The 12,295-nt window shown below is 69.7% G+C and carries 11 protein-coding genes; 6 read left to right on the forward strand and 5 right to left on the reverse strand.

The window, feature by feature from the left end; genetic code table 11:
* Positions 1-7: 7 nt before the first annotated feature.
* From JWR86_RS01555 to JWR86_RS01570, 4 genes are read right to left on the reverse strand one after another with little or no spacing between them, the layout of a single operon-like run.
* Positions 8-517 (reverse strand): OsmC family protein, encoded by a 510-nt coding sequence (locus JWR86_RS01555; RefSeq protein ID WP_299559759.1) that lies wholly within the window; start codon positions 515-517, stop codon positions 8-10.
* A gap of 13 nt (positions 518-530) precedes the next feature.
* A complete protein-coding gene (locus tag JWR86_RS01560) occupies positions 531-1,310 on the reverse strand; it encodes an ABC transporter ATP-binding protein (protein WP_299559763.1) in 780 nt (259 codons plus the stop codon).
* Positions 1,310-2,161 (reverse strand): ABC transporter permease, encoded by an 852-nt coding sequence (locus JWR86_RS01565; protein WP_299559765.1) that lies wholly within the window; start codon positions 2,159-2,161, stop codon positions 1,310-1,312. Before JWR86_RS01565 ends, JWR86_RS01560 begins: the two co-directional genes overlap by 1 nt.
* Positions 2,158-3,129 carry an aliphatic sulfonate ABC transporter substrate-binding protein gene (locus JWR86_RS01570; protein ID WP_299559768.1) on the reverse strand — a complete coding sequence of 324 codons (972 nt, stop codon included), beginning with the start codon at positions 3,127-3,129 and terminating at the stop codon, positions 2,158-2,160. Before JWR86_RS01570 ends, JWR86_RS01565 begins: the two co-directional genes overlap by 4 nt.
* A gap of 314 nt (positions 3,130-3,443) precedes the next feature.
* On the opposite strand from JWR86_RS01570, the gene JWR86_RS01575 reads away from it, so the two are divergent.
* From JWR86_RS01575 to lexA, 6 genes are all read left to right on the forward strand, one after another.
* Entirely contained in the window at positions 3,444-4,781 is a 1,338-nt protein-coding gene (locus JWR86_RS01575; RefSeq protein WP_299559771.1) for an extracellular solute-binding protein, read from the forward strand.
* An 87-nt stretch (positions 4,782-4,868) separates the two neighbouring features.
* A complete protein-coding gene (locus tag JWR86_RS01580; protein WP_299559775.1) occupies positions 4,869-5,807 on the forward strand; it encodes a sugar ABC transporter permease in 939 nt (312 codons plus the stop codon).
* The gene (locus JWR86_RS01585; protein ID WP_299559778.1) at positions 5,807-6,712 is read left to right on the forward strand and encodes a carbohydrate ABC transporter permease; all 906 of its coding nucleotides are present in this window, start codon (positions 5,807-5,809) and stop codon (positions 6,710-6,712) included. The genes JWR86_RS01580 and JWR86_RS01585 overlap by 1 nt, the downstream gene beginning before the upstream one ends.
* A gap of 88 nt (positions 6,713-6,800) precedes the next feature.
* Positions 6,801-7,874, forward strand: coding sequence for an AI-2E family transporter (locus JWR86_RS01590; RefSeq protein WP_299559779.1), 1,074 nt, complete (start codon positions 6,801-6,803; stop codon positions 7,872-7,874).
* A 66-nt stretch (positions 7,875-7,940) separates the two neighbouring features.
* The gene (locus tag JWR86_RS01595; RefSeq protein ID WP_299559781.1) at positions 7,941-9,188 is read left to right on the forward strand and encodes an MFS transporter; all 1,248 of its coding nucleotides are present in this window, start codon (positions 7,941-7,943) and stop codon (positions 9,186-9,188) included.
* Positions 9,189-9,294: 106 nt separating this feature from the next.
* The gene (gene lexA, locus JWR86_RS01600; protein ID WP_299559784.1) at positions 9,295-9,990 is read left to right on the forward strand and encodes a transcriptional repressor LexA; all 696 of its coding nucleotides are present in this window, start codon (positions 9,295-9,297) and stop codon (positions 9,988-9,990) included.
* A gap of 18 nt (positions 9,991-10,008) precedes the next feature.
* On the opposite strand, the gene JWR86_RS01605 is transcribed toward lexA, so the two are convergent.
* A partial coding sequence (locus JWR86_RS01605) for a ComEC/Rec2 family competence protein (RefSeq protein ID WP_299559787.1) occupies positions 10,009-12,295 on the reverse strand: 2,287 nt, incomplete at its 5' end.

The following is a 12,295-nucleotide window of genomic DNA, read 5'->3' on the forward strand; positions in this document are numbered from 1 at the left end:
GGGGTTTTCACGCCCTGGCGAGCGTGGCCTGCAGCTCCGGCCGCGTGTTCAGGGTCTGGAACACGACGCAGTAACGCTCCGTCAGCTTGAGGAGCTGATCGAGCTGCTCCTGGGACGCGTCCGTGTCCACGTCGAAAAACAGCCGGATGGAGCGGAAGCCGACCGGCGCGCCCTTGTCGACGCCGAGCGTGCCCCGGAAGTCGAGTTCTCCCTCGGCCCGCACCTTGCCCTGCCGAAGCGGAATGGCGAGTGCCGTCGCGACCGCCTTCAGGGTCACGCCGGCGCAGGCGACCAGAGCCTCGAGCAGCATGTCGCCAGAGCAGAGCTCGGCGCCCGACCCGCCCGTCGCCGGATGCAGCCCGGCGACGGCCAGAGCCCGGCCGGTCTCGACCTTGCAGCTGATCGAGCTCTCGTCGAGCGTGCCCTCGGCCCGCAGCGTCACCACGGCGGCCTCGGGCTCCGCCCGGTAGCGGTCCTTGTAGGGCGCCTGCATGGCGCGGAGCGCGGTCGCATCCATTGGAAACTCTCTCCTACCACCAAAGCGCCGGGGCGGCGCTGGCTTCCGGCCCCTTCTGGGCGGCCTTGAGCGAGCGGTCGAGTGCTTTCAGCACCGTCCGGCTCGCGGCCTCCACGGCCGGGGAAGCGCGCGACCGCGGGCGGGCCAGCGACAACGCGATCTCATCGGCGATGCGGCCCGGCGCGGGGCGCATCACGACCACCCGATCCGCCAGCTTCACGGCCTCGTCCACGTCATGGGTCACCATGACGACGGTGGGTCGGCTCTCGCTCCAGATGGCCAGGAGGTGCTCGTGCAGGCTGGCCCGGGTGAAGGCGTCGAGCGCGGAGAACGGCTCGTCCAGCAGCAGCACCTTTGGGCCGCCGATCAGGGCTCGGGCGATCGCGACCCGCTGCTGCTGCCCGCCCGACAGCTCGCGCGGCCAGCGGCGGGCGTGATCGGCGAGTCCGACCTTTTCGAGGGCGTGCAGCACCCGCTCGCGCCGTTCGGCGGCCGGGACGCGGCCGAGCCCGACGGCCACGTTCGCCGCGACATCGTACCAGGGGAGGAGCCGCGGCTCCTGGAACACCAGCCCGATTCCGGCGTGCGGCTCCAGCACGGGCTCGCCGTCGAGCCTGATGGACCCGGCCGAGGCCCGGTCGAGCCCGGCCACGAGCCGCAGGAAAGTGGTCTTGCCGCAGCCGGACCCGCCGATCAGCGCGACGATTTCGGCGGCCCGCACCGTGAGCGAGACATCCGAGAGGGCAACCGTGCCGTCGGCGTAGCGCTTGGTGAGTCGCTCGACCGCCAGCATCAGAGGCGCTCCCGCCGGACATCCTGCCAGGCGAGCAGCGGCCGGGTCAGCAGCACCAGCACCGTGTCGCAGAGCTTGCCGGCCAGCGCGAAGGCGATGATCGCGGCGACGATCTGGTCCGGCTTGCCGAGCTGCTGGCCGTCGACCAGCAGGTAGCCGAGCCCCTCGGACGCGCCCATGAACTCGGCCGCGACCACGAACATGAAGCCGAGGCCGAGGCCGGAGCGGAGCGCGGTCACCGCTTCCGGCAAGATTGCCGGCAGCAGGATGCGGCGCACCAAGGCGAAGCCCGAGAGCCGGTAGGCGCGCCCGACCTCCACCAGCTTGCGGTCGACGGACAGGATGGCGCCGCCGACACCGAGATAGATCGGAAAGAACACGCCCACCGCGATCAGCGTCACCTTGGACGCCTCGAAAATCCCGAACCAGAGAATGAAGAGCGGCACCCAGGCAATGGACGGGATCGCCCGCAGGGCCTGCAAAGTCGGATCAAGCAGCCGGCGCGACACCGGGCTCGCACCCGACAGGGCTCCGAACAGGATGCCGGCGACCGCCCCCGCTCCGAACCCGACCAGCACCCGCCACAGCGTCACGCCGATATGGAGCCCGAGTTCGCCCGTATCGGCGAGCCGCAGAAAGGTCTCCCAGATCCGGCTCGGCGGGGGCACGAGCCGGCCTTGGGCCAGCCCGAACCTGACCGCGAGTTCCCAGCCGAGCGCAAGCCCGACGGGCAGCAGGAGCCCGGCCAGCGGCCTCGCCCAACGGGCGCGCCCGCCGCGAGCCCCCTGCCCCGTCGGAGCGGCCGGATGGCTGTCCTCGGCCGCGGCCACGCTGAGGCCGGCGTCGCTCACCGCGTGGCGGTCGCGAAGCTCGGATCAATCAGCGCTTCGACCGCCTTTTCGACCTCCGTCGTGGCCGGCAGCACGCCCGCCTCCTTGAGGGCCAGTCCGGCCTGAAGAATGGTGTCGCGCTGCTCGGCGCCGATGGCCGAGTGCGTGAGCTCCGTGCGCTCGAGCTGTCGAGCGATGACGGGCTCCGGCAGGCCCGTCGCGGCCATCATGATGCGCTTGAGTTCGGCCGGGTTGGCAAGCGCCCAGCTTCGCGCCTCCTCATAGGCCCGCAGCACCTTGCCCACCACTTCGGGGTGCTCGCGAGCGAAGGCCTCGCGCACATTGAGCACGCCCCAGGTGTTCAGGGGCGCGTTGCGGTAGAACAGCACCGCGTCCTGCTCCACCTCGGCCGCCGCCATGAGCGGGTCGAGCCCGGCCCAGGCATCCACGTCGCCGCGCTCAAGTGCAGTGCGGCCGTCGGGATGCTGCAGGAGCACGAGCCGGACGTCGCGCTCCGTCAGCTTGGCGGAGGCGAGCGCGCGCACCAGGAAGATGTGCGGGTCGGTGCCGCGCGTGACGGCGACGCGCTTGCCCTTCAGGTCCGCGATGTTGCTCAGCCCGGTGCCCTTGCGGGTCACGAGCGCCGTCCATTCCGGACGCGAATAGACGTAGATGGACTTGATCGGATTGCCGTTGATGCGGCCGATCAGGGCCGCGGCGCCGGCCGTGGACCCGAAATCGATCGAGCCGGCATTGAGGAACTCGAGGGCCTTGTTCGAGCCCAAGGTTTGCACCCAGCGGATGCCGACCCCGTCCGCCGCGAGCGCCTGCTCGAGAATGCGGCGCTCCTTGAGCACCAGGCTGACCGGGTTATACGTCGCGTAATCGAGACGGACCTCCTTGGGAGCAGGCGCGGCCATGGCCGCCTGCGCGGCGGCGGCGAGCCCTGCGGAGAGGAGGGCGAGGGTCGACCGTCGTGTAAGGATCACGAGAAGCTCCGGGGCCGTCGAGAAACGGCCGGCAAATAGAACGGCCTTGTTCGTTTTGTCAAACGCGGGGACGACATATCGCCCCACCGCGGGACCGCCCGAGCAAGCAGGCCAGAGACATAGCTTCGCTCCCGCGGCCTGTTAAACTGACATTCCGTTGTGCTCTGCAACAAAAACGGACGTCGTTTCGGACGTCGCGAGTTTTCGGTTGCCGCACGGCACGTTCAGGGACAGTATCCGGTCAATTCGCCCGCCTCGACGCGGCCGAGACGCTGCCGAGAGCAGCGGCGCCAAAACACAGAGGGAGGGTTGAAATGGCCAAGGGTCGCGTTTCACGACGGCGTTTCCTCGGGACCTCCGCGGCCTCGGCCGCGCTCGTGTCCATGCCCTTCGTTCGCGGCGCCCACGCCGCGGGCTCCGTCTCGGTCGGCTTCTGGGATCATTGGGTGCCCGGCGCCAACAAGGCGACAGAGGAGATTTGCCGGGCCTGGGCCGAGAAGGAGAAGGTCGACATCAAGATGGATTTCATCACGTCGCAGGGAAACAAGAACCTGCTGACGATCGCTGCCGAGGCGCAGGCGAAATCCGGTCACGACGTCTTCGCCTTCCCGACCTGGTACGTGCACGAACACGCCAACCAGCTCGAACCTGTCGACGACCTGATGACGGAGCTCATCAAGCAGAACGGCAACGTCAACGGCACTGTCGACTACCTGGCCAAGGTGAAGGGGCGCTGGCTCGCGGTCCCGGCCACCCCCGGCTCGCAGATCAAGGGTCCGTGCTCGCGCATCGACCTGATGAAGCAGCATGCCGGGATCGACGTGCAGGCCATGTATCCGGCCGGCGAGGCGCCCAAGGCCGACAACTGGACCATGGACACCTTCCTGAAGGCGGCCGAGGCCTGCCACAAGGCCGGCTTCCCGTTCGGCATCGGCCTCGGGCAGACAACGGATTCGGTCGACACGGCGGGCGCCATCTTCCAGTCCTTCGGGGCCGCGCTGGTGGACAAGGACGGCAAGATCACTGTGAAGTCCGACGCCGTCCGGCAGGCGATGGAATGGTACGCCAAGCTGGCGAGGTTCCTGCCGCCCGACGCGCCGGCCTGGGACGATGCGTCCAACAACAAATGGCTGGTCTCGGGGCGGGGCGCGCTGATCTGCAATCCGCCGAGCTCGTGGGCGGTGGCGAAACGGGACGCGCCCGACATCGCCAAACAATGCTGGACGCACGGCATGCCGGCCGGGCCGCATGGCCGCTTCTCGCCCTATCTGCCCTATCTCTGGGGCATCTGGTCCTTCTCCCGGAACAAGCCGGCCGCCAAGAGCCTCCTCATGGCCCTGTCGCACGCGGACGCCATCGGCAAGATGGTCGAGGTCTCGGTCGGCTACGACCTGCCGGCCTACGAAAAGCTGACCACGCTGAAGACCTGGGCCGAGATGGAGCCGCCTCGGGGCACGCTCTATCACTACCCGAACCCGCACAACCATCAGACGCTGTCGATTGCGGCCGCCCCGGCGCCGCCCAACATCGCCAACCAGATCTACAATCAGGCGATCATGACCAAGATGGTCGCGCGGCATCTCGGCGGCGAGCGGATGGACGCCACGCTGGCCTGGGCCGAGAGCGAGGTGGAAGGCTTCATGCGGGGCTGAGCGTCGCCGAACGCCGCCATCATCCCGGGCGGGGCGCAGCACCGCGCTGCGCCTCGCCTCCGGGGAGGCGGCCGAGAGAGCCGTGCCATGTCAGACCTCGCCGTCCGCCACGCCGCGCCAGGCGCGACCTCCGCAAAGCGGGAGCGCTCGCGCCTCAGGGTCTTCCTGCGCCAGCGTTCCACGGTGGCCTTCCTGTTCACGCTGCCGCTGATCCTGCTCGTCGGCGTGCTGGTGATCTATCCGGCCTTCTACGCCCTCCACCTCGCGACCCTGAACAAGCGCATGGAGCGGTTCGTCGGGCTGTCGAACTTCACCTTCCTGTTCACCCGCGAAACGTTCTGGATGGTGGTCAGGCAATCCTGCATCTTCGCGGTCTCGGCCGTGATCTTCAAAGCGCTGATCGGCTTCACGGTTGCCCACCTCGTGCACGCCATTCCGGCCAAGGGTCAGCGCAAGTGGCGGGGCATGCTGCTCGTGCCCTGGGTGATCCCGCCGGCTCTGTCCACGCTGACCTGGCTGTGGCTGTTCGACCCGTCCTACAGCGCCTTCAACTACGTCCTGGCCGGGATCGGCATCGGGCCCGTACCCTGGACGGGTGACGCATTGTGGGCCCGCGTCTCGGTCATCCTGGTCAACATCTGGTACGGCGCGCCATTCTTCATGATCATGTATCTGGCTGCGCTGAAATCGGTGCCCGCTGAACTGTACGAGGTCGCGGCCATCGACGGCGCCACTTTCTGGCAACGGCTCTTCTACATCACCCTGCCGATGATGCGGAACATCATTGCCATCACGACGCTATTCTCGCTCATCGTCACCTTCGCCAATTTCGACATCGTCTGGATCCTGACGGCGGGCGGCCCGATCGACCGCACGCATGTGTTCGCGACCTGGGCCTTCCGGCTTGGCATCCAGGGCGGGGACATCCCGCTCGGGGCCTCGGTCTCCCTGGTGATGATCCCCCTCCTGGCCGTCGCGGCGATCTTCATCCTGCGCGACGTCAACAAGCGCGCGGAGCGGATGTGATGGCAGCCCGGGCCCTCGGCTCACCCGTCACCGACACGCTCAGCGACTCCGGCACCGTCGTCGGCGACCGCCGCTGGGCGGTGCTGTGGGCCTATGTCTTTCTGCTCGTCTTTGTCGCCTTCGCGCTGATGCCGCCCATCTACATGCTCATCACCGGGCTCAAGACCTCGAGCGAGATCTCGGCAGCGACGAACCCCTGGTGGGTGTTCAACCCCACGCTCGCCAATTTCACGGAGCTGATCACCTCGCCGCTGTTCCAGACCTTCTTCAAGAACTCGGTCCTCGTGGCCCTTCTCACCGTCGTGATCACCATGCTGATCAGCGTGCCGGCCGCTTTCGCGCTGTCGCGCATGAAGTTCTGGGGATCCGGCGCGCTCGCGACCGGCGTGTTCCTGACCTACCTGATCCCGGAGACCCTGCTGTTCATCCCGCTGTTCAAGATGTTCGCGACGTTCCGCGACTGGACCGGGATCGAGCTCCTGAACCACTGGTACGTGCTGGTCATCGTCTACCCGACGTTGACCGTGCCCTTCTGCACCTGGATCATGATCGGATACTTCGCCTCTATCCCGAAAGAGCTCGACGAGGCCGCCCTGATCGACGGCGCGAGCTGGACGCAGACGCTCCTCAAGATCTTCATTCCGGTCGCCCTGCCGGGGCTGATCGCGGCGACGATCTTCGCCTTCACGGTGGCCTGGGCCCAGTTCCTGTATCCGCTCGCCTTTACGACCTCGCAGGACCAGCTCGTGCTCTCGGTCGGCATCGCCACCACCCTGATCAAGGCGGACGTGTTCAACTGGGGGCAGATCATGGCGGGGGCGCTTCTCGGCGCGGCGCCGCCGCTGATCATCTACGCCTTCCTGATGGATTATGACGTGGCTGGGCTGACCGCGGGCGCCACCTAGGGCTGAGAGGGACGCCCGCCGCCCTGACCGGCGCCCTGACCGTCGCGACCCTCGCGACATTGGCGCGCGCGCGTGGCATCTGTGAGCCATGGACCGCGACATTCCCCCCTCCATGCCGGCCGACCAGTTCCGGACGCGCGTTGTTTTCACGGCCTTTGTCGTGCTCGGGCTCGCCGCCCTGTTCGCGGCGGCCTGGTGGCTCCGGACGCTGCTGCTGATCACCTTTCTCGCGGTGCTCCTCGCCACGGTGCTCCGGGCCCTGGCCGGGCGGGTGCATGGCTGGACGGGCATGCGGGCGAGGTGGGCCGTCCTGCTGATCGCCCTGGTGCTCGTGTTCGCGACCGGGGTGGCAACCGCCCTGGTGGCGCCGACGCTCGCCGACCAGACGCGGCAGCTGCTGCAGCGCCTGCCCCAGATCGCCGAAACCCTCCAGCAGCGCCTCAACCAATACGCCTGGCTCGCTTCCATCTGGCAGCAGGTGAGTTCCGGCCTGAGCCTGCCCGCGCCGGCCGATGCGATGGGTCAGGCCGGCCGGGTCGTGAGCGCGATTTCGGAAGCGCTCGGCTATGCCGGTCTCGCGCTGGTCGGGGCGCTCTTCTTCGCGCTCCAGCCCGACCTGTATCGCCGGGGAATGATCCGCCTGGTGCCCGTGCGGCGGCGCCCCGCGGCCGACGATCTCCTGTCGGAGCTCCACGCCGTCATCCTGTCCTGGCTCGGAGCCCAGCTCATGCTGATGATTTTCATCGGCGTGGTGGTCGGTCTCGGGCTGTGGATGATCGGGGTGCCCTATGCGCTCGCGCTCGGGACCCTGGCGGGCCTGCTCGAATTCATCCCCTATCTCGGGCCGATCCTCTCGGCCGCCGTCGCGCTCTCGGTGGCGCTCGGTGCCGATCCCACCCTCGCTCTGTGGACGCTCGGCCTGTTCCTGATCGTGCAGCAGGTCGAGAACAACGTGTTGCAGCCCCTGGTGCAGGAGAGCGCGGTCGAGATCCCGCCCGTGCTGCTGATGGTGATGCTGTTCGGCATGGGCCAGTTGTTCGGCATGGTCGGCGTCATCGTGGCGACGCCGCTGCTGGCCGTGCTGATCGTGGTGGTTCGCAAGGTCTATGTGGAAGGAATGCTTGAGGCGGACGAGCCGCCACGGCCGCCCTCCCCGACCTGACGGCATGGCTCGGGGCCGCGCGATGGCCTAGGAATGGGGGGCGGCGGAGCCGCGGGAGGTGTTCCGATGGCATCATCGGCGAGCCGGCAGATCGTTCTCGTGAACGCGGCCCATTTCATCACCCATTACAGCCTTCTCATCCTGCCGACGGCGGTGCTCGTCATGGCCAGGCCCGGCGGTGAATTCGGCGACAGCTACGGCCCCATCCTGACGCTCGCGACCGCGATGTTCGTGCTCTACGGCGTCGGCTCGCTGCCGCAGGGCTGGCTCGCCGAGCGCTTCGGCCGCAAGGCCCTGATGCTGACCTTCTGCTTCGGCACCGGCGCCTCGCTGATTGCGGCCGGCTTCGTGTCGAGCCCGCTCGCCCTCGCCCTCGCCCTCGCAGCAGCGGGCGGGTTCGCGGCCATCTACCATCCGGTCGGCACCGCCATGCTGGTGGAGGCCGCCGGCGCGAAGCCGGGGCGATCAATCGGCGTCAATGGCGTGTTCGGGAACATCGGGGTCGCGTCGGCGCCGGTCGTCACGGCCTTTCTGGCCGCCTGGATCGGCTGGCGGGCCGCCTTCGTGGCACCCGGCCTCCTGGCCATCGGGCTGGGCCTCGTGTGGTGGCGCGAGCCGGAATACGACCACGCCGCCCACGCTTCGAGCCGGCCGTTTCCGGCCATCCCGCCGGCCCTGGTCAGGCGCGCCGTGGCGGTGCTGCTCGCCATCGCCATCGTCTCGGGCCTCGTCTTCAACGCTTTCACCCTCCTCCTGCCGAAGCTGATGCAGGAACGGCTGGCCGGCGACGCCTCGCTGATCTCGATGGTGGGGTTCCTGGCCTTCGCAGCCACGCTTTGCGGGGCGGTGACGCAGTTCACGGTCGGCCGCCTCATCGACCGGACGACGCTGAAACGGGCCTTCCTGCCCATGGCGCTCGTTCTCGCACCGACGCTCGCGGCTCTCGCCGTCGTCGAGGGCTGGCTGGTGCTGCCGCTGGCCGGGCTAGCGGCCGCGGTCATCTTCGGCCAGGTCACGGTGAACGAGACCATGACGGCCCGCTATGTGGCGCCCGCCCTGCGAGCGCGCCTCTATTCCGTGCGCTTCTTTCTCGGCTTTCTCGGCAGCGCGGCGGCGGCGCCCCTCGTCGGCCTCCTGCATGAGCGCACGGGAAACCTCACGGCCACGACCCTGGTTCTCGCCGCCTGCGCGGTCGCGACGCTCGTCTGCGCCCTCCTGTTTCCCGACCGGCGCGAGGAGCTCGAGCCCGAACTCTGGGCGAACGCCGCCGCCCCTGGGCCGGCACGAGAGCCGGCACCGGCACCGGCCGAGTAACCCCTGCGCGCAAACGCCTCAGGCGGGCCTTGTGGAACATAGGCGGAACAGGTAGCCTGTTCCCGATTTGTTTCGTGGCCGAGTCGGTCCCGACCGGAGGGCGACCATGCTGACCCGCAAGCAGAACGAGTTGCTGCGCTTTATTCACGCGCGCCTCCAGGAATCGGGTGTGCCGCCATCCTTCGACGAGATGAAGGAGGCGCTGGAGCTCAAGTCGAAATCCGGCATTCACCGGCTGATCACGGCACTCGAGGAGCGCGGGTTCATCCGCCGCCTGCCGAACCGGGCGCGGGCGCTCGAGGTGATCCGGATGCCCGAACTCGCGGCCCGGCCCAAGTTCAGCCCCAGCGTGGTGGAAGGCCATTTCGGCCGCGGCCGCGTCGTCCAGCCCCCGTCCGGCGGCACGCCCGATGGCGGCAAGTCCGTCTCCATCCCGGTGATGGGCCGAATCGCGGCCGGCACACCGATCTCGGCCATCCAGAACCGGTCGCATTCCATTGCACTGTCGCCGGACTTCCTGGCCTCGGGCGAGCATTACGCCCTCGAGGTGAAGGGCGATTCGATGATCGAGGCCGGGATCCAGGACGGCGACACGGTGGTGATCCAGCGCCAGGACGTGGCCAATACGGGCGACATCATCGTGGCCCTGATCGACGACGAGGAGGCGACCCTCAAACGCTTTCGGCGTCGCGGCTCCTCCATCGCCCTGGAAGCCGCCAATCCCGCCTACGAGACGCGCGTTCTCGGCCCCGACCGCGTCCGCATCCAGGGCAAGCTGGTGAGCCTCGTCCGGCGCTATTGAGGCCGGTCGGCCGTCGCATCAGGGGTCGACATCGGCGTCCGGAGAATCGGCCGGCGGAGACGCGGCGTCCGGCGGAGCGCGTGGCTCCGGCGCGGGTCGTGTTGCGCGGGCGGGTGGTGACGGCGCGGCTTTGGGGCCGGCGCGAGCGAGCCAGGGCCTGACCTCGCCGGGCCGGCGGGTGGTGTCGAGGCGAAAGCCCGAGGGTGTGAGCGACACCGCAGTGGCGCCTCGCTCCGACAGAAAGCGGCGGTCGAGCAGCAGCGCGGCCGCGCATCCGGGCGGTGCCGTTTGCCGGGCGACCAGGATTGCGGCGCGGCCGCAATCCTCGACGAAGCCGCGGCGGTCAGACAGGTGGGACACCGGGCGGCCGTCCGGCAGTTCGGCCGTGCAGCCAATCGGGTCGCAGCGCACGCCGGCCCGAAGGGTCGGATCGCCGGCCCGCCGGCCGTCCCCGTCAGCCCGCAACCATTGCTCCACCGTGAAGGCCGAGACGCGGCCGAGCACCACCAGCCGCCCGTCGCGTCCTCGCACCGCCGCGCCCGATCCGTCCCGGGCTGCGACAAGGTCCGGGCGGGGCGCCGCGCCGGCCAGCGCCAGCCCGGCTACGGCCGGCAGCAGCGACAGCCACCGCAGGCCGGTGCTGCACAGGGTGGCGAGCAGGATGGCGAGCGCAAACAGCCCCAGGGCCAGCGGCCCGAAAGCCGGGACCGTGACCGTCGAGCCCCCGAAACCCGCCACCCACTCAGACAGCCGCAGCACCGCATCGGTCGCGAGGCCCATGGCCGCCCAGATCGGCCGGTCCAGGCCGAAGGGCAGCGCCACGATGCCAAGCACGGCAGCCGGCATCACGGCGAGCGAGACGAGCGGCAGGGTCGCGGCGTTGCCGATCAGCGCGTAGGGCTGAAGCTGGTGGAAGTGGAAGGTGCTGAACGGCCCCGTCGCGATCGTGGCAATCACCGTCGTGCCGAGCAGCCCGCCGATGGCGAGGGCGAGCCAGAGCGCAGCCCGTCGCAGCGGGTCGCCCGGCTCCACGGCGGGCCGAAGCCGCTGCACCAGTTCGGCGAAACCGATCAGCCCGGCCACCGCGGCATAGGACATCTGGAAGCTCGGTCCGAGCAGCGCCTCCGGCTCCCGCGTCAGAACCACAAGGGCCGAGATGGCGAGATTGCGCAGCGACAAGGCAGGCCGGTCGAACAGGATCGCGCCCTGCATGATCAGGATCATCACCAGCGAGCGCTCGGTCGCCACCTCGGAGCCCGAGAACACGCAATACGTGGTCGCGCCCGCCATGCCGACCACGGCGGCGATCTTCTTGATCGGCCACCGGAGGGCCAGGGCCGGCGAGAGCGCGAGACCGGCCCGGGTCGCAGCGAAGAACAACCCCGCGGCCAGGACCATGTGCAGGCCCGAGATGGAGACAACGTGGTAGATGCCGGCCGCGCGCAGAATGTCGTTGGTGCGCTCGTCGATCAGGCCCCGCTTGCCGGTGACGAGCGCGGCCGAGACCGCGCCGGCCTGGCCGCCGATGGCCGCCGTGATCCGGGAGGTGAGCGCGTTGCGGGCCCGGTCGATCGCCGCGGCGGCCCGTAGGGCGAGATCCGGCGCGACCGGTGGAGGATCGATGCGGGCCAGGGCGCCGGACACCGATCCAACCCCACCAATCCCGCGGAAATAGGCGTCACGGGCGAAGTCGTAGCCGCCAGGCAGGGCCGCATCGGGCGGCGGCAGGAGCCGCGCCGTGCCTGAGACGTAATCGCCCGGCGCGATCGCGCCGAGTGCCCGCACCGTCACCCGGATGCGGGCAGGACGGGCGGCCTCGTCGACCCCGTCGAGCTTGGCGGCCCGGATCACCAGCCGGGCAGCGCCGCCGGCCCGCTCCTCCACGGTTTCCACGAAACCTTGCAGGCGCCCGACAACCATGCGGTCCAGCACGGGCGCGCGCACGGCCTCCTGCCGGGCAACAGCGGCCGCGAAGCCCAGGGCGGCCGCCGCCGAGCCCACCAGCACGACGAGGCGGCCGAAGCGATGGCGCGACAGGGTCGCGGCGCAGACGAGGGCCGCCCCCAGCGCCATCGGCGGCCAGAGGGAGACGGGGGCCTCGGCCGCGAAGGCGAGCGCGATCCCGGCCCCGTAGGCAACCGCGACCCAGGCGAAGAGACGGCGCCGCTCCACCTCTTCCCGAACCAGCGCGGCGAGATGGGGCGGCCACGCGGCGAGCGCGCCCGGCAGGGTCGCGTTCCAGCCGCCGATCCAGGGCGCCGTGCCGGACCCGCCCGGCCCGGCCAGGCTCGCGGCTGGCCGGGCC

The organism is Enterovirga sp. (genome assembly GCF_028290205.1).
Classification (GTDB): Bacteria; Pseudomonadota; Alphaproteobacteria; order Rhizobiales; family Beijerinckiaceae; genus Enterovirga.

What these genes read in the sequence shown, in the direction of transcription:
- JWR86_RS01555 (WP_299559759.1), bottom strand. Translation starts at nt 517, where the DNA reads ATGGATGCGACCGCGCTCCGCGCCATGCAGGCGCCCTACAAGGACCGC.
- JWR86_RS01560 (WP_299559763.1), bottom strand. Translation starts at nt 1,310, where the DNA reads ATGCTGGCGGTCGAGCGACTCACCAAGCGCTACGCCGACGGCACGGTT.
- JWR86_RS01595 (WP_299559781.1), top strand. Translation starts at nt 7,941, where the DNA reads ATGGCATCATCGGCGAGCCGGCAGATCGTTCTCGTGAACGCGGCCCAT.
- JWR86_RS01580 (WP_299559775.1), top strand. Translation starts at nt 4,869, where the DNA reads ATGTCAGACCTCGCCGTCCGCCACGCCGCGCCAGGCGCGACCTCCGCA.
- JWR86_RS01585 (WP_299559778.1), top strand. Translation starts at nt 5,807, where the DNA reads ATGGCAGCCCGGGCCCTCGGCTCACCCGTCACCGACACGCTCAGCGAC.
- JWR86_RS01590 (WP_299559779.1), top strand. Translation starts at nt 6,801, where the DNA reads ATGGACCGCGACATTCCCCCCTCCATGCCGGCCGACCAGTTCCGGACG.
- JWR86_RS01575 (WP_299559771.1), top strand. Translation starts at nt 3,444, where the DNA reads ATGGCCAAGGGTCGCGTTTCACGACGGCGTTTCCTCGGGACCTCCGCG.
- lexA (WP_299559784.1), top strand. Translation starts at nt 9,295, where the DNA reads ATGCTGACCCGCAAGCAGAACGAGTTGCTGCGCTTTATTCACGCGCGC.